General features: G+C 70.3%; 14 protein-coding genes and 1 pseudogene. 12 read left to right on the forward strand and 3 right to left on the reverse strand.

Annotated elements, in window-relative coordinates; genetic code table 11:
- The first annotated feature begins 89 nt into the window (after nucleotides 1-89).
- The 3 genes and pseudogenes from OG729_RS25530 (at nucleotide 90) to OG729_RS25540 (ending at nucleotide 2,603) form a co-directional block, all read left to right on the forward strand.
- Nucleotides 90-1,805 (forward strand): TROVE domain-containing protein, encoded by a 1,716-nt coding sequence (locus tag OG729_RS25530; RefSeq protein WP_405808221.1) that lies wholly within the window; start codon nucleotides 90-92, stop codon nucleotides 1,803-1,805.
- A 41-nt stretch (nucleotides 1,806-1,846) separates the two neighbouring features.
- A pseudogene (locus OG729_RS25535) lies at nucleotides 1,847-1,999 on the forward strand (DUF4291 family protein); the annotation flags it as partial.
- A 166-nt stretch (nucleotides 2,000-2,165) separates the two neighbouring features.
- Nucleotides 2,166-2,603, forward strand: a complete 438-nt coding sequence (locus OG729_RS25540) for a recombinase family protein (protein WP_405808222.1) — start codon at nucleotides 2,166-2,168, stop codon at nucleotides 2,601-2,603.
- Here the strand turns inward: OG729_RS25540 and OG729_RS25545 are convergent.
- On the reverse strand, nucleotides 2,569-4,323 hold the full coding sequence (locus tag OG729_RS25545; RefSeq protein ID WP_405808223.1) for a serine/threonine-protein kinase: 1,755 nt from the start codon (nucleotides 4,321-4,323) through the stop codon (nucleotides 2,569-2,571). The genes OG729_RS25540 and OG729_RS25545 overlap by 35 nt on opposite strands.
- Nucleotides 4,324-4,806: 483 nt before the next feature.
- Here OG729_RS25545 and OG729_RS25550 point away from each other — a divergent pair, with 483 nt between their 5' ends.
- Nucleotides 4,807-5,286: a hypothetical protein gene (locus OG729_RS25550; RefSeq protein ID WP_405808224.1), complete on the forward strand. Its 480-nt coding sequence runs from the start codon at nucleotides 4,807-4,809 to the stop codon at nucleotides 5,284-5,286.
- Between the two features lie 278 nt (nucleotides 5,287-5,564).
- On the opposite strand, the gene OG729_RS25555 is transcribed toward OG729_RS25550, so the two are convergent.
- Nucleotides 5,565-6,752 carry a S8 family peptidase gene (locus OG729_RS25555; protein ID WP_360875936.1) on the reverse strand — a complete coding sequence of 396 codons (1,188 nt, stop codon included), beginning with the start codon at nucleotides 6,750-6,752 and terminating at the stop codon, nucleotides 5,565-5,567.
- Nucleotides 6,753-7,069: 317 nt separating this feature from the next.
- Here OG729_RS25555 and OG729_RS25560 point away from each other — a divergent pair, with 317 nt between their 5' ends.
- Together OG729_RS25560 and OG729_RS25565 are read left to right on the forward strand one after the other, a co-directional pair.
- On the forward strand, nucleotides 7,070-9,874 hold the full coding sequence (locus OG729_RS25560) for an alpha/beta fold hydrolase (protein WP_405808225.1): 2,805 nt from the start codon (nucleotides 7,070-7,072) through the stop codon (nucleotides 9,872-9,874).
- The gene (locus OG729_RS25565; protein ID WP_405808226.1) at nucleotides 9,871-10,731 is read left to right on the forward strand and encodes an ABC transporter permease; all 861 of its coding nucleotides are present in this window, start codon (nucleotides 9,871-9,873) and stop codon (nucleotides 10,729-10,731) included. Before OG729_RS25560 ends, OG729_RS25565 begins: the two co-directional genes overlap by 4 nt.
- Before the next feature lie 90 nt (nucleotides 10,732-10,821).
- On the opposite strand, the gene OG729_RS25570 is transcribed toward OG729_RS25565, so the two are convergent.
- Complete coding sequence (locus OG729_RS25570; protein ID WP_405808227.1) at nucleotides 10,822-11,424, reverse strand: DNA-binding response regulator; 603 nt, start codon at nucleotides 11,422-11,424, stop codon at nucleotides 10,822-10,824.
- Between the two features lie 301 nt (nucleotides 11,425-11,725).
- On the opposite strand from OG729_RS25570, the gene OG729_RS25575 reads away from it, so the two are divergent.
- From OG729_RS25575 to OG729_RS25600, 6 genes are all read left to right on the forward strand, one after another.
- Nucleotides 11,726-12,049 carry a hypothetical protein gene (locus tag OG729_RS25575; RefSeq protein WP_405808228.1) on the forward strand — a complete coding sequence of 108 codons (324 nt, stop codon included), beginning with the start codon at nucleotides 11,726-11,728 and terminating at the stop codon, nucleotides 12,047-12,049.
- A 153-nt stretch (nucleotides 12,050-12,202) separates the two neighbouring features.
- Entirely contained in the window at nucleotides 12,203-13,837 is a 1,635-nt protein-coding gene (locus OG729_RS25580) for a von Willebrand factor type A domain-containing protein (protein ID WP_405808229.1), read from the forward strand.
- Between the two features lie 242 nt (nucleotides 13,838-14,079).
- The gene (locus OG729_RS25585; RefSeq protein ID WP_360875948.1) at nucleotides 14,080-14,550 is read left to right on the forward strand and encodes a DUF1772 domain-containing protein; all 471 of its coding nucleotides are present in this window, start codon (nucleotides 14,080-14,082) and stop codon (nucleotides 14,548-14,550) included.
- Nucleotides 14,551-14,706: 156 nt separating this feature from the next.
- A complete protein-coding gene (locus OG729_RS25590; protein ID WP_405811284.1) occupies nucleotides 14,707-15,753 on the forward strand; it encodes a YbhN family protein in 1,047 nt (348 codons plus the stop codon).
- Nucleotides 15,754-15,855: 102 nt separating this feature from the next.
- A complete protein-coding gene (locus tag OG729_RS25595; protein ID WP_405808230.1) occupies nucleotides 15,856-17,130 on the forward strand; it encodes an ArgE/DapE family deacylase in 1,275 nt (424 codons plus the stop codon).
- Nucleotides 17,131-17,292: 162 nt separating this feature from the next.
- The gene (locus OG729_RS25600; RefSeq protein WP_360875952.1) at nucleotides 17,293-17,952 is read left to right on the forward strand and encodes a hypothetical protein; all 660 of its coding nucleotides are present in this window, start codon (nucleotides 17,293-17,295) and stop codon (nucleotides 17,950-17,952) included.
- Nucleotides 17,953-18,032: the final 80 nt, after the last annotated feature.

Raw genomic sequence — 18,032 nt, forward strand, 5'->3', positions numbered from 1 at the left:
CCGCACCTGTGCTCCGGCGGCGCGCTGACTGCCGTCCGGCACCCGCGCGCCCCTTCGACCCGCCGCCCACCCACCAGGGGGACTTCTGCATGACCCGGTTCAACCGCCAGCGGACCAAGGCCGAAGCCAGGGCAGAAATCCAGGCCGAACTACCGGGCCTGACCGCAGGCGGAGCGACCTCCCCGCTCTCCACCGACGGCCGGTGGGCCACCCCGCCGTCACGGACCTCCCCGTGGGCGGTCACCGCACTGCCGTGGATCACCAACCACCAGGGCGGCACCGGCTACATCCGGGAGCCGAAGTCCGAACTCTTCCTGCTCGCCGTCGCCAACCTGGTCGGACAGCGCAGCTTCTACGAGAGCGCCGACTCCCGCGACGAGCGCTACACCCGGCTGGTCCGGCAACTCGCGGTCAGCGCACCTGTGTGGACCCTCGGCCTGCTCGGCTGGCTGCGCACCGAGGCCCAGATGCGGACGGCGTCACTGGTGGGCGCGGCCGAATTCGCCCGTGCCCGGCTGGATGCCGGAGCGCCGGGATTCTCCCGGCAGGCCATCGACGCCGTCCTCCAACGTCCGGACGAGCCGGGTGAGCTGCTGGCGTACTGGACCTCCCGGTACGGCCGGCGGCTTCCCCAGCCGGTCAAGCGCGGGGTCGCGGACGCCGTCCGCCGGCTCTACACCGGCCGCGCACTGCTCAAGTACGACACCGGCTCCCGGGGCTACCGCTTCGGCGACGTCCTGGAGTTGACCCACCCCGCCCCGGCCCCGGAACGGCCGTGGCAGGGGGAGCTGTTCCGGTACGCACTGGACCGGCGCCACCGCCCTGACCGCGCCGTACCACCCGCCGGTGAACAGCTCCTCACCGCACACCACACGCTGATGTCCGTCCCCGCAGCCGAGCGGTATGCACTGGTCACCGGATCGGACGGGGCCGACCGGCTGGCGGCGGCCGGGATGACGTGGGAGGCGCTGGCGGGCTGGCTGCACGGACCGCTGGACGCCGCGGTCTGGGAGGCCGTGATCCCTTCGATGGGGCCCATGGCTCTGGTCCGCAACCTGCGCAACTTCGACCTTGCCGGGGTCAGCGACCGGGCGGCCGCCGAGGTGGCCCGCCGGATCTCCGACCCGGACGAGGTGGCCCGCTCCCGGCAGTTCCCTTTCCGCTACCTGGCCGCCCACCGCAACGCGCCCTCGCCGCGCTGGGGCAAGTCCCTGGCCTCGGCCCTCGACCACTCGCTCGCCAACGTGCCCGCACTGCCCGGCCGGACCCTGGTCCCCTTGGACCGCTCGGGCTCGATGTTCGACCTCCCCAGCGCCAATACCGAGCTCAACCGGGCCGACTCCGCCGCCATCTTCGGCACCGCCCTGGCCGTGCGAGCCGAGCAGGCCGACCTGATCGAGTTCGGCACCGACAGCGGACGGATCGAGTTCGGCCCGGGCGAATCCGTCCTCCGGGTGCTGGACCGGTTCCACAGCCTCGGCGGCACGAACACCGCCGCAGCGGTCACCCGGCACTACCGCGAGCACGACCGGGTGGTCGTCGTCACCGACGAGCAGGCTGGGTGGACACCCGGCCACGACCCGCTCAGCGCCGTGCCCGAGCGCATTCCGGTCTACACCTGGAACCTGGCCGGCTATGCCAGCGGCCACACCGCCGCCGGGCCACACCGCCACACCTTCGGCGGCCTCAGCGACGCCGCCTTCCGACTGATCCCGCTCCTGGAGTCCGGCCAGGACGCCAACTGGCCGTGGGAGCAGACCGCCATCGCGGCTCGTGATTCCTTCGGGGGCCTCGACCACGGGTAATTGAATGGCCAGGCCACTGCGTTGGCCCGCACCCTGGTCCCATGCCGGAACCGAAGCAGCGCATCCGCGCGCTCCACACCGAGTCGACCATCACCGTCCACCAGGCCTACGCCCCCGGGATCGGCCTCCCGGCCGCCCGCGACGGCCGTTTTCCCGCGGCCTGGAAGCGGGACCGGATGACCTGGATCAAGCCGCGTTCGTAGTCTTTTTCCATGACGACAGACGACAAGGACCAGCAGTTAAGGGCCAGTTCGCGGCGAGCCCTTCGCGCGAGGCAGGCAGCCGGTACCCAGCGGACCAAAGAAGCATCGTTCCGACTGGACAGGGGAGTCCGCAGCGATCTACTGCCGGATCTCCCATGTGAACGACGACGACCAGACCGGGGTAGAGCGCCAAGAGCGCATCTGCCGCGATGTCGCCGAGCGTCTTGGACTCATCGTCGATGAAGATCAAGTCTTCGTGGACAACAACCGATCGGCTTGGCAGCGGAAGCGTAAGCGCCCGGGATGGGAAGCTCTGCTCGCCGAAGCCAACCAGGGCCGCATACGCCACGTCCTGACGTACCACCCTGACCGGCTGATGCGGCAACCTCGCGATCTTGAAGACGGCGTAGCGACTGAGCACGCGGCTGCAGCAGCGCAGTACCGCAACTGCAGCAACCGTCCCCGTCCAGCCAGCTGGTGCGGGCCGCCAAAGACCGCCTCTGAAGCGGTCCCGGGCCGTCGCGGGGCTACCACGATGGCGGCTTGCGCCTTGGGAACGCCTAGCAGCGGGGCAGGGTGCCGCTCTCCTTGGTGAGTTTGGCGCTGTGGGCCCAGCCTTCGGTGTTCGTCCCATCGATACGGGCGTAGATCCACTTGTTGCCGTAGGCGTTGGTGATGTAGCAGTGGTAGTAGATCTTCACACCGGTCTTGACCACGGTCACGTACTGGCATTCCGCGTACGGCCCGGTGTAGAGGTGGGACGTCTCGGCCAGGTAGCCGTAGCCGTCGCTGCGGTTCTCGTGGCCCCAGCCGGTGCAGGCCGTCGACACCGGAGTGGGCTCCTTCACCGTCGGGCTGGGCTTGGTCTCTGGGGAGGCCGACGGGCTCTCGGTCGGCTTGTCGCCTTCGACGCCGGGCTTCTTCGTGGGGCCCAGCTCCTCGTCCTCGTGACCGTCCGGCTCCTGTGAGGTCGACGGCTTCGAGGACGTGCCGGCAGAACCGGCGGACGACGCGGTGCTGCCCCCGGTCGACCAGGAGCTGTCAGTGGGGGAGCCGATGCCGGGCGGCGTCGCCTGTGCGCCGTCCGTGGTCGTGCCGCCCTGTTGGGACGTCAGGGCGTAGGTGATGCCGGCGCCTGCGGCGAGGAGCACGACGGCGGCCGCTGCCGCGACGACGGTGCTGTTGCTGCGGCGCCGTGCGCGACGGGCTGCCGTCCGGCTCGTCTCGGGAGCGGGGACTCCGGCGTGGCCCGCGACCGGCGCGCCGTGCTGCGGCAGGTCGGGCTGCGCGTAGCCGGCGTGCGGAGGCTCAGACTGCGGGGCGGGCTGGGGGAACAGCGGGGGACCGAACCCGGGGGCCGGTGCGGCGGCGGCCGCAGCCCCGGGACCCACCGTGGGAGCGGGAGCGGGAGCGGGAGCGGGTGTCGGCGTCGGAGCGGCGGATGCGAGGTGCACCGTCCCGCCCGAGGCGATGCGCTCCAGCATGCCGCGCGCCTGTTCCGCGCTGGGCCGGTTCTCCGGCTCCTTCGCCATCAGCGCCTGGAGCACCGGCGTGAGCGGTCCCGCCCGGCGGGGCTCCGGCAGGGGCTCGGTGACGATCGCCGACAGGGTGGACCACGCGGAGGTGCGGCGGAACGGCGAAGTGCCCTCCACGGCCGCGTAGAGCGTCATGCCGAGCGACCAGATGTCCGATGCGGGGCCGGGCTCCCTGCCCTTCGCGCGCTCCGGCGGCAAATAGTCGAGGGAACCAACGAGTTGACCGCTCTGGGTCAGCTTGGCCATGGCGTCGTCGCCGGAGGCTTCCATGCTGGCGATGCCGAAATCGGTGAGCACGACCCTGCCGCCGTGCTCGATCAGCACGTTTCCCGGCTTGACGTCCCGGTGGAGTACGCCGGCCCGGTGCGCGGCGTCGAGCGCGTCCATCAGCTTGGCGCCGATCGCGGCGGCTTCGCGCGGCTCGAGTGTGCCGCGCTCCATCAGCACGTCGTCGAGCGAGGGCCCGTCGACGAGTTCCATGACGATGACCGGGAGTCCCTGCTCCTCGGTCACGTCGTGCACGGTGACCACGCCGCCGTGCCGGATACGGGCGGCGGCCTGCGCCTCCCGCTGCATCCGGGTCCGCACGTCGGCCAGTTCGGCTGCGGAGGTGTCGGTGAAAGCCCGCAGGACCTTGACGGCGACCTCTCGGTTCAGGAGTTCGTCCACCGCCCGGGCGACCACTCCCATGCCGCCGCGCCCGATCATGGAGGTCACCCGGTAACGCCCGCCGAGTACCTTGCCCGTCAGCTCTCCGCCATGCGCTTCCCCCGCGGTCACCGCACGCTCCGTTCCGTCGTTGTTCGTGCACCATCAATCCGAAGTCCTCAAGGGTAGAGGCAGGGGCGTGCGGGGAAGGCGGCGGCCGTGCGCAGGTATGTGGCTGCCCATCAGGGTTGTCGCCCATGGCGGGCAGGGCGGTCCCTGGCCGTGCGTCTCGGCTGGCGTCAGATGCCAGAGCCGGGTGCCAACTTCCGCCGTCCAAGGGGAAAGCGAAGACGACGGGCCCGGGGGAAGCCCCACTGGCTCAGCAATGACGCAGGATGCGCCTGCCCTGCGAGCGCACCAGATACGTACCAGATAGGGCAGCGATCACCGGTAAACCACGGTCACTCGGGAAGGCTGGAGCACACCCCGATTCGTATCGTCCACAGGTCAGCCGGCATGCCTGGTGGAAGCGGCCCGTGATTCCCAAGCTCAGAGCGCACGTCCAAGGTACGCCCGCAGAGCGGCGGGCAAACGGACGTCCTACCCTCCCCTGCCATGGAGTGGATATCGCCAGTCAGTACGGCACTTGGCGCGGTGATCGGGGTCGGTTCGACGTTGATTGCCGATCGGCTCAGGTGGCGCAGGGAGCGCGCCGGCCAGAGTCTCGACGTGCGGAGGCAGCTCTACGCGGACTACACCGCGGCACTCTCGCGTATGCGAACGGCGCTCCACGAGTGCGCGCAGGCAGACATACCTGCAAGCGAGCGCCCTCAGAGGGTGCGCGAGCTGTTTCTGGCGCCCGGGGCGTACGAGATTCGCCACCAGCTGGCCATCATCGCCCCGGAAGACGTCGTTGAGGCCGCCCGCGCCGCGTTCGTGGTCTTGAGGGACACGAGAGACCTGCTCGTGGAGGGCGCTGCGATCGAGAGCCGGGAGTACAGCGAGCTGGAGAACAGGTTTGATGCGGCAGTGGCTGAACTCCGCCGTGTCATGCGCCGAGATCTCGGCGTGCCCGAATCGACCACGAGAGGATGACACCCTCGCGGTCATTCAAGATCCGCCCTGGCTCAGCCGGCCTTGCCCAGCCGGGCAAACGCCCGCACCAGTGCCGCCACGTCTTGAGCCGCTGCTTCATGAGTCGGCACCGCCGAGCGGGACCTGCGTCTGGACCGTCTCGATCACCGATGTGACCCCGCTCGCCCACCGGACCGCGCCCTCGTGCGGGACGGCGAACTGGACGCCCGGGCAGGCTTCTGCCCGAGGAGCGTCCGTCCGGCTGGGCAGGAGCTCCTCGGGCAGTTGGTCGGCAAGGGCTAGAACAGCGAGTACAGCAGCTTGTTCGGCGAACCCGTCCGCGGGTCCTGGACCTTGCCGTTCGTTGCACCGTTCACCAGCGCGTCCCGGACCTGTGCCGGGGTCGCCGTGGCGTGGGTCGACAGATAGAGCGCCGCGACGCCCACCGTGTGCGGGGTGGCCATCGAGGTGCCGGAGATCGTGTTCGTCGCGGTGTTGCTGTCCTTCCACGACGACGTGATGTTCACGCCCGGCGCGAAGAGGTCAAGACACGTTCCGTAGTTGGAGAACGACGCCCGACGATCCGCGCTGTCCGTCGCGCCGACCGTGATCGCCTCGGGGACGCGGGCCGGCGAGTAGTTGCAGGCGTTCTGCGGCAGGCCCAGGATGTTGCCGTTGCCCGCCGCGATCGCATAGCTGACGCCCGAGGCGATGGACTTCTTCACCGCATTGTCGAGCGAGGTGTTGGCCCCGCCGCCCAGGCTCATGTTCGCGACCGCCGGCTTCTTCGCGTGGGCCGTCACCCAGTCGACGCCCGCGATGACCCCGGCCGTCGTGCCGGAGCCCTGGCAGTCCAGGACGCGGACGGCGATCAGCTTGACGCCCTTGGCGACGCCGTACGTCTTGCCGCCGACCGTGCCGGCGACATGCGTGCCGTGGCCGTGGCAGTCCTGGCCGTTCTGCCCGCCGCCCACCGTGTCCGTGCCGACGCTCGCACGGCCGCCGAACTCGCTGTGGGAGGTACGGATCCCGGTGTCGATGATGTACGCGTTCACATTGGATGCGGTCGTCTTGTAGGTGTACGTCTTGGACAGCGGCAGATTCCGCTGGTCGACGCGGTCGATGCCCCAGGTCGCGTTGGACTGGGTGTCGTTGAGGCGGACCGTTGCGTTCTGCTCGACGTACGCCACGCGCGGATCGGCCGAGAGCTTCGCGGCCTTCGCGCCCGACATCGTCGTGGAGAAGCCCTGGAAGACGCTGCGGTAGGTGAGTTTCGGCGTGACCCCCAGATCGGCGGCGCGCGTGGAGCCGTCCTTCAGGACGACGATCCAGCTGTTCTGTACGGCAGTTGCAGTGGGAGCGAGACGAAGATCGCCGATGGGCGCGCTCTGCGCGGTGGGGGAGGCGGCGAACTGGAGACCGGCGGCAAGGGCGATTACGGGTATCAGCGCCCCGAAGCGTCGGGCAGTGGCTCTCATCTCGTGCACCTACCTTTCGTTGACCGTTAACGGACAAGTACGGGCGTGCATGGTGCCAGGAGCTGCATATGCGCTGACCAGGGTCTCGTGACGTGACGTGCGACACAAGACAGCATCGTCATTTGAAGGGTGACGGATCCACACATTGTGAACATCCGTCAGGTCGAGAAAAGCCGTCTTTGTCACCTTTGGTTCCGCTTCATCCGCCTCGGGGCGCATACCGCGTCTGGTGTACGGCGGCCGCACGCCGTACTACTCGAGGAGGCTCCTGAGTTCCGCCTGGCGGCAGCCGAGAGTGCGCAGGGGATCCGCTTAGGGTTTCAGGCATGCAGATCCGACTTCCCCGGCCGCGCGGCCGATGGCTCGCCGGCGTCGCCGCCTTTGCCGTCCTCGCCGGCGCGGGCACCTGGACCGCGGTCGCCGACGGCGGCGCGCCGACTGTGCACCGTGAGGACCGGGTGCAGGAGATGCCCGGGGCGAAGATCGACACCTCCTACTTCACGACCGGCGGCACGGAGCGCCGGCCCGCCGTGCTCCTCGGACACGGCTTCGGCGGCAGCAAGGACGACGTACGCGAGCAGGCCGAGAAGCTGGCTCGCGACGGATACGCCGTGCTCACCTGGTCCGCCCGCGGCTTTGGCAGGTCCACCGGGCAGATCGGGCTCAACGACCCCGACTTCGAGGTCAAGGACGTCTCACGGCTCATCGACTGGCTGGCGAAGCGCCCCGAGGTACAGCTGGACGCCGAGGGCGACCCGCGTGTCGGCGTCACCGGCGCCTCCTACGGCGGGGCGATCTCGCTGCTCGCGGCCGGACACGACAAGCGCGTCGACGCGATCGCACCCCAGATCACCTACTGGAACCTGGCCGACGCGCTCTTCCCCGACGGCGTCTTCAAGAAGCTCTGGGCCGGGATCTTCTTCTCGACGGGCTCCGGGGGTTCGGTGGGCGCGCCGGACGCCGCCGCCCCCACCGAGGCACCCGCCGGCGACAGCCCGCCCGGCGGGTCGGCGGATGGGACAACGGGCGGGTCGGCCGGTGGTTCGGCCGACAACAGTGCACCCGGAGCCGGTGCGGCCTCGCGCCCCGCCAACCCGAGCGGCTGCGGGCGCTTCGAGCCGGCACTCTGCGCCATGTACGAGCGCGTCGCCGTCGCCGGAAAGCCCGACGCCGCGGCCCGGCAGCTCCTCGAACGCCGCAGCCCCTCCGCGGTCGGCGACCGCATCAAGGTGCCCGCGCTCATCGTGCAGGGCCAGACCGACTCGCTCTTCCCGCTCGCGCACGCCGACGCCATGGCCAAGCGGATCACTGCCAACGGCGCGCCCGTCGCCGTCGACTGGATCGCAGGCGGCCACGACGGCGGTGACCGGGAGGACGGCCGCGTCGAGAGTCGTATCAGCAACTGGTTCGACCGTTACCTCAAGCAGGACAAGGGCACGGACACCGGACCCGCCTTCCGCGTCAGCCGGACCGGAGGCGTCGACTCCACCGACGGCCAAGCCCTGCTGCGCGGCGCGACCGGCGACCGTTACCCCGGTCTGGCCAGTGGTGCCCAAACGATCCCGCTCACCGGCGGCGAACAGAGCTTCGCCAACCCGGCAGGCGCCAACCCGCCCGCCATCTCCGCCGTCCCCGGTCTCAGCGGCGGGCTCACCCAGTTCTCCTCCCTGGGTCTCGGCCTCTCCCTCGACTTCCCCGGCCAGTTCGCCCGCTACGACTCCGCGCCGCTCTCGCAGTCGCTGCGGGTCACGGGCTCGCCGACCGTCCGCGTCAAGGTCGCTTCCAGCAGCGGTGCCGCGGTCCTGTTCGGGAAGGTGTACGACGTCGGGCCCGACGGCCGCCAACAGGTGCTGCCCTCCCAGCTTGTCGCCCCGGTCCGGATCGAGGGCGCCCAGCAGGGCAAGGACGTCCCACTGACGCTGCCCGCCGTGGACCACCAGGTCGACGCCGGACACCGGCTGCGCCTGGTCCTGTCCGCGACCGACCTCGGCTACGCCTCCCCGGCTGCCCCCGCCACGTACACCGTCTCCCTCCTCGGTGGCGGGGCTGCCGCGGGCGCGCTGACGGTGCCCACCGCGCCCGCCGTCAAGACCCAGGCCGCGGGACTGCCCTGGTGGACCTGGGCGCTCCCGGCCGCGGGCGCCCTGATCGCGGGGGCGCTGCTGCTCACAGCCCGGCGCAGGGCCCTCGCCCCGGCACCCGACCCCGAGCTTGCGGAAGTGCCCCTGGAGATCACCGGCTTGACCAAGCGGTACGCGAAGTCCGCCGACCGATATGCCGTACGGGAGCTGTCCTTCCGGGTCGAGAAGGGCCAGGTCCTCGGCCTCCTCGGACCCAACGGCGCGGGCAAGACCACCACTTTGCGCATGCTGATGGGACTCATCCGGCCCGACGAAGGCGAGATCCGCGTCTTCGGCCACGCCATCCGCCCCGGCGCGCCCGTACTCTCGCGGGTCGGCGCGTTCGTCGAGGGCGCGGGCTTCCTGCCGCATCTGTCGGGCCGCGACAACCTGGAGCTCTACTGGCGGGCCACCGGCAGGCCTGCCGAGGACGCGCACATCGAGGAGGCTCTGGAGATCGCCGGGCTCGGCGACGCCCTCGCCCGCGCCGTACGCACCTACTCGCAGGGCATGCGGCAGCGCCTCGCCATCGCCCAAGCCATGCTCGGCATGCCGGATCTGCTGATCCTCGACGAGCCGACGAACGGACTCGACCCGCCGCAGATCCGCGAGATGCGGGACGTGATGATCCGGTACGCGGCCGGGGGCCGGACGGTCATCGTCTCCAGTCACCTCCTTTCCGAGGTGGAGCAGTCCTGCACTCATCTGGTGGTCATGGACCGCGGCCGGCTGGTGCAGGCAGGACCCGTCGAGGAGATCACCGGCGGGAGCGACACGCTGCTCGTCACCACCGCCGATGCGGTGCCGGAGCCGGTGATCGAGAAGATCGCCGCGCTGCCGGGGATCGCTTCGGCGTCCCGTACGGACGAAGGACTGCTCGTACGCCTCGACGGAGCCACCGCCACCGGCATGATCGCCGAACTCGTCCGTCTGGACGTGCCGTTGACCGGTGTCGGTCCGCACCGTCGCCTGGAGGATGCGTTCCTCACCCTGATCGGAGGATCCGCATGAGCACGCTGGTCGAGTCGGCCCCGGGCTACCGGGCACGCCACACGCTGCCGCTGCGGGTGGAGGCCGTACGGCAGCTGAAGCGCAGGCGGACCCTGGTGATGGCCGGGATCCTTGCCGCCCTGCCGCTCATTCTGATCGCCGCCTTCGCCATCGGTGGCACGCCGGACGGAAGGGACAGCGGCCGGGTGACCCTGATGGACACGGCCACCGCGTCCGGCGCGAACTTCGCCGCGACCTGCCTGTTCGTCTCGGCGGGCTTCCTGCTGGTCGTGCCGGTGGCACTGTTCTGCGGGGACACCATCGCCTCGGAGGCGAACTGGTCTTCGCTGCGCTATCTGCTGGCCGCTCCCGTGCCGCGCACCCGGCTGTTGTGGTCCAAGCTGGCGGTCGCGCTGGGCTTCAGCGCGGCGGCGATGATGCTGCTGCCGCTGGTAGGTCTCGCTGCCGGCACCCTTGCCTATGGCTGGGGGCCGCTGAAGCTGCCCACGGGAGGCGGCTCCCTGGCTGCCGGCGAGACTGTGGGGCGTCTTGCGCTGGTCGTGGCGTTCATTTTTGTCTCCCAACTGGTCACCGCGGGGCTGGCGTTCTGGCTGTCCACCAAGACCGACGCCCCACTGGGCGCAGTCGGCGGAGCGGTCGGACTGACGATCATCGGCAATGTGCTGGACGCCGTCACGGCGCTCGGTTCGTGGCGTGATGTGCTGCCCGCCCACTGGCAGTTCGCATGGATCGACGCGCTGCAGCCACAGCTGGAGTGGAACGGCATGGTCAAGGGCGCTGCGGTGTCGGTGACATACGCCCTGGTGCTGTTCGCACTGGCCTTCCGGAATTTCTCCCGCAAGGACATCGTGTCGTAGCTCGCGCCCCAGCTTCCTAGCCGCCGCAGTGCCCAGGTCCGACTGGGCTCAGCCCGAGCTGTGCTCAGCTCCGACTGCGCCCAGCCCCGGTCAGATCCAGCCTCGACGAGCTGCTTCCGCTCCCGCCCGGAAGCGGCTCGTCGTGCCGAGGGCGGTGAGCAGTTCACCGACGCGGCGGCTGTATGTACGCCCGGACATGCGGAGACGGGTCGCGGCCGTCTCGTCCGTGAGCCCGGCCAGTATCGCCTGTAGCACCGGCTGCAGATGGGGCGGCATGGCATCGGCCGCGGTATGTCGGGTCAGCTCGTGGCCGGTGTCCCACCAGGTGCGGTGGGCGCGGACCAGAGCCTGGACGACGACGGGGTCGCGGATCAGCAGCACGCCGTTGTACAGCAGCTCCAGATCGAGGGGCACAGCGGCCACCGACCGGTCCGCGACGAGCATCTTGAACGGGATGCTGTCCGTCACCCGGGCCGCGCCGGGGCTGCGCCACGGCTCCGTGAGATGGGTCAGCCCGTGCCGGGGCGCGATCCGCCGTACCGTCGCGGTCTGTTCGGCGGCCGTGCGCACGCACGCGCCCGCGAATTCCAGGAAAGGCTCCGGGATGCCGTGGCCCAGCGCGCCGGCCGGGTTGTCGAAACTGAGGAGCTCATGGCGCGCGGAGCGGACCAGGCCGGTCAGGGCCGCGCGCACCTGTGGCACTCCTTGAACCGGCTGCCCCGGCGCGTTGCGCAGGACAGACCGCGTGACCTCCCGACCGAGCACGGAGCCCGGAAGCACCCCCACTGCCATGACAGATCATCCCCCCGCTTTTCATGCAGGCACGCGGTCCGTCCCCCCGGATCCGCATACCACTTCATGTACGCACACGATTGCATGCGGTGACAAGATCCTCTTTCGGGACTGGCGAGTCATTGCCACTCCCTTCGCTTCCGGCGCTGCGGCGATCACGCTGGAATCACGAGGCATGAGAGGCGAGTGAAGGGAAGTCACGATGGTCCGACGTATTGCCACCATGGCGCTGTCCGCTGCCGCGGCACTGCCGCTGTTCGTCATGGGGCCGGCCGCCCGGGCGGCGGAGCAGGCGCCGCCACCCCAGCTCCTCAGCTGCAGCACCAGCACCGACGGCTGGACCGGCCGTGCGGACTGCACCAACAACAGCAGCCAGGTCGTGGCCTTCCGCGCCGTGGTGGTCTGCGGCTTCTGGCCCGATGCCTACGGCGCCTGGGTGACGCTGAACCCCGGGGGCGCCGGCTGGTCGTCGGCGACCTGCGGCGGCGGAACGGGGGTCGGCAGCGTCAGCTGGGAAGAGGGCTGATCGAATACGGGTGCCACTGAGGGAGTTGTTCACCGGCAAGGGCAACGTTGGACCGCCGTTGCCGCATTGAGATTCATCCGCAACACCCTCGTCTGCTCCTTGGGGCCGTCTCGCACGTCACATTCACAAGTGCTGACGACCAGGGGAGTGAAGATGAAGCTCGGCTCAAGGACGTGCAGGGGCCCACGGACGTACCGGGGAGTGGCCGCCGCGGTGCTGGCCGCCGGCATGCTGCTGACCACCGGCTGCGGCGCCGGGGCAAGCACCGACCGGAGCTCCCACAGCGATGCAAAGCCTGCTCCCGTGCCGATAGCGCCGGACGGTGGAGGGGGCGCGCCCGCGACGGGGGCGGACGGTGCAGCGGATGGGCAGCGGCAGGGTGACGAAGCACGGGAGTCCAGGCCGGTGGCGCCCGACTATCTGTCGACCTTTGCGCTCGATGTGGACACCGCCTCGTACGGCTACGCCCGTCGCACGCTGGAGGACGGACAGCTGCCCCAGGCCGGTGACATCCGGCCCGAGGAGTTCATCAACAGCTTCCGGCAGGACTATCCGCGGCCCACGGGCGACGGCTTCTCGGTGACGGTGGACGGTGCGCGGCCGGGGAGTGTGGACGGCGAGATCAGCACGCAGGACGGAGGGGAGGCAGGCAGTGAGGCAGGCAGTGGGGTAGACGGTGAGGACTGGTCGCTGGTGCGTGTGGGGCTCTCCACCCGCACGTCCGACCGCAAGGGGGAACGGCCGCCGGCTGCCTTGACGTTCGTCATCGACATCTCCGGCTCGATGGCCGAACCGGGCCGTCTCGACCTGGTCAAGGAGTCGCTGGGGATCCTCACCGACCAGTTGCGTGACGACGACTCGATCGCGCTGGTCACCTTCAGCGACGAGGCCAAGACGCGGCTGCGGATGACCCGGATCGACGGCAACCGCGACCGGATCCACTCGGTCGTCGACAGTCTGGAGCCGACCGACTCCACCAATGTCGAGGCGGGCGTGAAGACGGGATACGACGAGGCCGTCGAGGGTCGGCGGCGCGGAGCCACCAACCGTGTGGTGCTCCTCTCCGATGCGCTGGCCAACACCGGTGAGACCGAGGCGGACGCGATCCTCGACCGGATCGACGACGCGCGGCGGGAGTACGGCATCACGCTCTTCGGTGTCGGGGTCGGCAGTGAGTACGGCGATGCGCTGATGGAGCGGCTCGCCGACAAGGGCGACGGGCACACCACGTATGTGTCCAGCAGCGAGCAGGCCAGGAAGGTCTTCGTCGAGCAGCTGCCCACCCATGTCGAACTGCGGGCGCGGGACGCCAAGGCGCAGGTGGCGTTCGACCCGAAGACGGTCAAGCAGTTCCGGCTCATCGGGTACGAGAACCGCGCGGTCGCGGACGACGACTTCCGCAACGACCGGGTGGACGGCGGCGAAGTGGGCCCGGGCCACACGGTGACGGCGCTCTATGCCGTACGGCTGCGGGAAGGTACGAGCGGGCATCTCGCGACGGCGACCGTGCGCTGGCTGGACCCGAGGACACGGGCGCCGCACGAGCAGACGGGCTCGATCGAGACGGACGCGGCGGACGACGCGCTGTGGGACGGCTCGTCCAAGAGGCTCCAGGTCACCGCGGTGGCGGCGTACTTCGCGGAGTCGCTGAGGGGTGGTTCGATGCCGGGGGCGCCGGGGCTGGGGGCGCTCGCCCAGCGGGCAAGGAAGCTGGCGACCGCGACAGAGGACAGCGCGGTGCGGCAGTTGGCGGATGCTATTGATCAGGCCCGGAGGCTGCGGGACTGAGGGGTCGGCCGCGGCGCGGCTTCAGCGGGTTGCGCCATGCCTGCGAGTGTGGCGCGGCTTCGGCAGGGCCGCGCCATGCCCGGCCTGTGTCGCGTGGCTTCGGCAGGGCCGCACCTCGCCCGGCCTGTGTGGCGCGGCTTCAGCATGTCCGCACCTCGCCCGGCCTGTGTGGCGCGGCCCGCTGCTCTCGTGCCTCGGCAAGGTTGCTGCGGTGGCCCCGCCTCCGCGTCATGATGTGCGGCATGGCCACCCTCCTCCTCGCCCTCGCCATCGGATTCACCGGTCTCTACGCAGGCTTCCTGCTCACCTTCCGGATCGCGGTCATGCCCTCGCTCGCCCAGCTGACGGATGATCAGTTCCTCCCGGTCATGCGCCGCATCAACGAGGTTGTGCCGCGGCCCACCTTTCTGTTGATCTTCTTCGCCATCGTCGCCTTCCCGGCCGCGGCCCTCGCCGTACCGATCGACGGGCGCACGGACACCCAGCGGTGGCTGATCGTCGCGGGCCTGGTGTGTGCGGTGCTCAACCACCTCGTCACCATCGTCGGCAACATCCCGCTGAACATCGCCCTCGCCAAGGCGGAGAACGACTCCTCGGCCGGCCCCGACAGTACGGTTCGCGCGGCCTTCGAGCCGCGGTGGAACGGCTTGCACCTGATCCGGACCGTGTTCATGCTCGCGTCGTTCGGGCTGCTGATCGCCGCGGCGTTCTAGCGGTCGTGCCGACCGCGGCGGCGACTTGATCCGGCCATCGACGTATCCGCCGGATGTTGGGCACACGACACCGGAATGTCGTGAAGGAGGGGCAGGTTCCGGGGGCAGCCCCCCGCCCTCACCGCCCCCGCCCCCACCGCGATCGCGAGCGTGGCCATGCCCGAGACCCTCACCGTGCAACAGCAACAGGACCAGCAACAGGACCAACAACAGCATCAGGACCAGCATCACGACCGGCACCAGCGGCCGCTGGATCGTGTGCGGCGGCTGCCCGTCCGCAGGATCATCTGCTTCGTACCGTTCGTGCTCGTTGCGTTCTGGGCGGCCGGCAACTGGCCGCTCGTCGCCTCCGGCGTCAGCCGACTCGCCGGAGCCGACCTCGGCTGGCTGCTCATGGGGGCCGCCTGCACCGGGCTGTGCTGGGTGGCGGCGTCCTGCGTCCGCCAGGGCACGGTTGTGGAACGACTGCCCGCCGGGCGGCTGCTCGCCTCGCAGTTTGCCGCCGGAGCCGCCAACCATCTGCTCCCCGCGGGCCTCGGAGCGCATGTGGTCACGCTGCGCTTCATGCGCGGCTGCGGCATCCCGCTGGACCGGTCGACGGCTTCGCTCGCCCTCTACACGCTGGTCGAGGCGGTCGCCAGGACCGGCCTGCTGGTGACTCTGCTGGTGGCGTATCCCGACGCGCTGCGGCTCGACGAACTCGTGCCGCCCGGGCGCACCGTGCCGGCGGTCCTCACGGCTCTCCTTGTCGCTGCCGCCGTGATCGCGGCGGTGGCGACCGTGGTGCTCACCGTGCAGCGGCTGCGCCGCATCGTCTTCGGCTTCCTTCGCACCGCGCTGACCGACGCGCGCGCCCTGCACAAGCGGCCCGCCCGGGCACTGGCCCTCTGGGGCGGCGCGCTGGCCTTCCCGCTCCTCCAGGCCGGTGTGCTGGTCTGTGTCGCACTCGCCCTCGGGCTGCCGGTCTGGTGGCCGTACATCGTGATCGCCTACCTGGCGGCGAGCATCGCGGCCGGGTTCATCCCGGCCCCGGGCGGCATCGGCTCGGTCGAGCCCGCCCTCGCCGTCGCGCTCGTCACGGTGGGCGCGCCGCTCGTCGTCGCCACTGCCACGGTCCTCGGCTTCCGGTTCCTCACGGTGTGGCTGCCGCTGCTGCCCGGAGTGGCGGTGCTGGCCGCGCTGGTGAGATGGCGGGTCCTGTGAGCGGCAGCTGATTGATTGCGCGGAGGGCCTGTCCCTACCATCCGAAGACACCCATCCGAAGACATCACGGAGGGGAGTGACGGAGGGGAGAGGGGGAGAGAAATGACGGCAGAGTTCACTGCTGAGGAGTCGATGGCCCTCGAGTCCATCGACAAGGCGGCCGTCGCCGCGCTGTTGCTCGATCTGATCGCGGTCCCGAGTGTGACGGGGAGCGCCGCCGAGTCGGAGCTGCAGCACCGGCTCGCCCGGCGACTGGACGGACTCGGTCTCGACGTCGACCTGTGGTCCATGGATCTGCCCGCGCTGCGGGCCACTCCCGGCTTCCCCGGCACCGAGGCGCCGCGCGACGAGGCATGGGGTCTGGTGGCGACCACCGCGGGCGACGCCGACGGCCCCACGATGATTCTCCAGGGCCATGTCGACGTCGTGCCGCCGGGCGACCTGGCACGGTGGGAGGGCGACCCGTTCGTGCCGAGGGTGACCGGAGGCGTCGTCCACGGCCGCGGCGCCTGCGACATGAAGGCCGGACTCGTCGCCAACCTCGCCGCCCTGGCCGCGATCCGGTCGGCCGGCATCACCCTGCGCGGCCGGGTGGCGGCCCACTTCGTGGCCGGTGAGGAGGACGGCGGCCTCGGCGCCTTCGGCACCCTCCAGCGCGGTCACACCGGCGACGCGTGCATCATCACCGAGCCCACCAGCGGCACGCTCGTGACAGCGAACGCCGGCGCTCTGACCTTCCGTATCGAAGTCCCCGGCAAGGCCACCCACGCGAGCACCCGCGACGCCGGGGTCAGCGCCATCGACGCCTACCTGCCGATACGCGAGGCCCTGATCGGCTTCGAGGCCCACCGCAACGCGGACCCCGACCCGCTGCTCGCGGAGTACGCAATCCCGTACGCCCTCTCCGTCGGCAAGCTCCAGGCGGGCGACTGGGCAAGCAGCGTCCCCGATCTGCTCGTCGCCGAGGGCAGACTGGGCGTCCGCCTCGACGAGTCCCCGGCCGCCGCCCGCGCGGCCTTCGAGAGCTGCGTGGCGGCTGCCTGCGCGTCGGACCCCTGGCTCAGCGCCCATCCGGCCTCGGTGACCTGGCCGGGCGGCGAGTTCGCGAGCGGCCGCCTGCCGGCCGGTGACCTGCTGCGCGACCTCGTACGGGACGCGAACGCCGACGCGACGGAGGGGCCGCGGTTGCGGGAACGGGGTGCGCCGTACGGCAGCGACCTGAGGCTGTACGCAGCGGCGGGCATACCGACGCTCCAATTCGGCCCGGGCGACGTGAGCTTGGCGCACGGCCCGCGCGAACAGGTCTCGCTGTCCGAGGTCGTGGAGGTGGCCAGGACGCTGGTGCTGGCGGTGCTGCGCGGTGTCGGCACGAAGTGACAGCGGCTCCCACCCCCGGTTGAGACAAAGCACCCTCTGCATACCGGAGTTGAGGCAGAACCTCACACCACTGCGGGAGGACCGCACGAGCGAACTCTCGTACGTTTACGGCACATCGGCTCGCAGGGAAGCGAGCCGGAACGCTACGAGAAGGGACCGCTCATGAACGCACAACGGGGGAACGTCGCCCGGAGCCTCAAGGCCGTCGCGGCGGTGGGGACCGCGGTCGTCGCGGTCGGGCTGCTGCCGTCGGTTGCCGGCGCGCAGGACGGGCACGGTACGAGCGAGGTGCAGGCCACCAAGGCAGCCGCGGCCGCCAAGACCTACACGTACCTGTCGTACAAGAAGAACAAGAAGGACCCGTCGAACTCCCGGCTGAGCCTGGTGTTCGTGCAGCAGATCAACCCGGACAAGATCCGCAGCTTCACGGTGGACAGCTGGCGCGCCGGCTCCGGTCTCGGTACCGCCAAGAACAAGATCGGCCGGGATGCCTGTGTGCCGCGGGTGGGCTGGCTGCCCAGCGGCGAGTACCGCGTCGAGAAGTTCTACAACAACCACGTCGGCACCGTGAACGGCATCTCGTGGCTGCTCAACGACATGAGGTGCAAGAACGGCGGAAAGAGCGGCACGAAGCGCACCGAGCTGTTCATCCACAGCGAGATGAAGCCCAACGGCAAGCCGGGCTCGACCGAGTCGACCCGCTGGGACGGAAACAGCGACTACAAGTCCCTGGGCTGCATCAAGCTCAAGCCGTCCGACATCCGCGAGCTCAAGGGTTACCGGTCCAACTACCCGAAGCCGACCAAGCTCTACGTGTCCTAGCTCTACGTGTCCTAGCTCTATGTGTGGCGCTACGTGTCCTTGTGCTACGTGTCCTTGTGCTACGCGTCCTCGCTACGTGC

This window comes from Streptomyces sp. NBC_00210, from assembly GCF_045160975.1.
GTDB lineage: Bacteria > Actinomycetota > Actinomycetes > Streptomycetales > Streptomycetaceae > Streptomyces.

Coding starts and splice junctions, on each gene's coding strand:
- OG729_RS25530 (WP_405808221.1), top strand. CDS start 90: ATGACCCGGTTCAACCGCCAGCGGACCAAGGCCGAAGCCAGGGCAGAA.
- OG729_RS25550 (WP_405808224.1), top strand. CDS start 4,807: ATGGAGTGGATATCGCCAGTCAGTACGGCACTTGGCGCGGTGATCGGG.
- OG729_RS25560 (WP_405808225.1), top strand. CDS start 7,070: ATGCAGATCCGACTTCCCCGGCCGCGCGGCCGATGGCTCGCCGGCGTC.
- OG729_RS25565 (WP_405808226.1), top strand. CDS start 9,871: ATGAGCACGCTGGTCGAGTCGGCCCCGGGCTACCGGGCACGCCACACG.
- OG729_RS25575 (WP_405808228.1), top strand. CDS start 11,726: ATGGTCCGACGTATTGCCACCATGGCGCTGTCCGCTGCCGCGGCACTG.
- OG729_RS25580 (WP_405808229.1), top strand. CDS start 12,203: ATGAAGCTCGGCTCAAGGACGTGCAGGGGCCCACGGACGTACCGGGGA.
- OG729_RS25585 (WP_360875948.1), top strand. CDS start 14,080: ATGGCCACCCTCCTCCTCGCCCTCGCCATCGGATTCACCGGTCTCTAC.
- OG729_RS25590 (WP_405811284.1), top strand. CDS start 14,707: ATGCCCGAGACCCTCACCGTGCAACAGCAACAGGACCAGCAACAGGAC.
- OG729_RS25595 (WP_405808230.1), top strand. CDS start 15,856: ATGACGGCAGAGTTCACTGCTGAGGAGTCGATGGCCCTCGAGTCCATC.
- OG729_RS25600 (WP_360875952.1), top strand. CDS start 17,293: ATGAACGCACAACGGGGGAACGTCGCCCGGAGCCTCAAGGCCGTCGCG.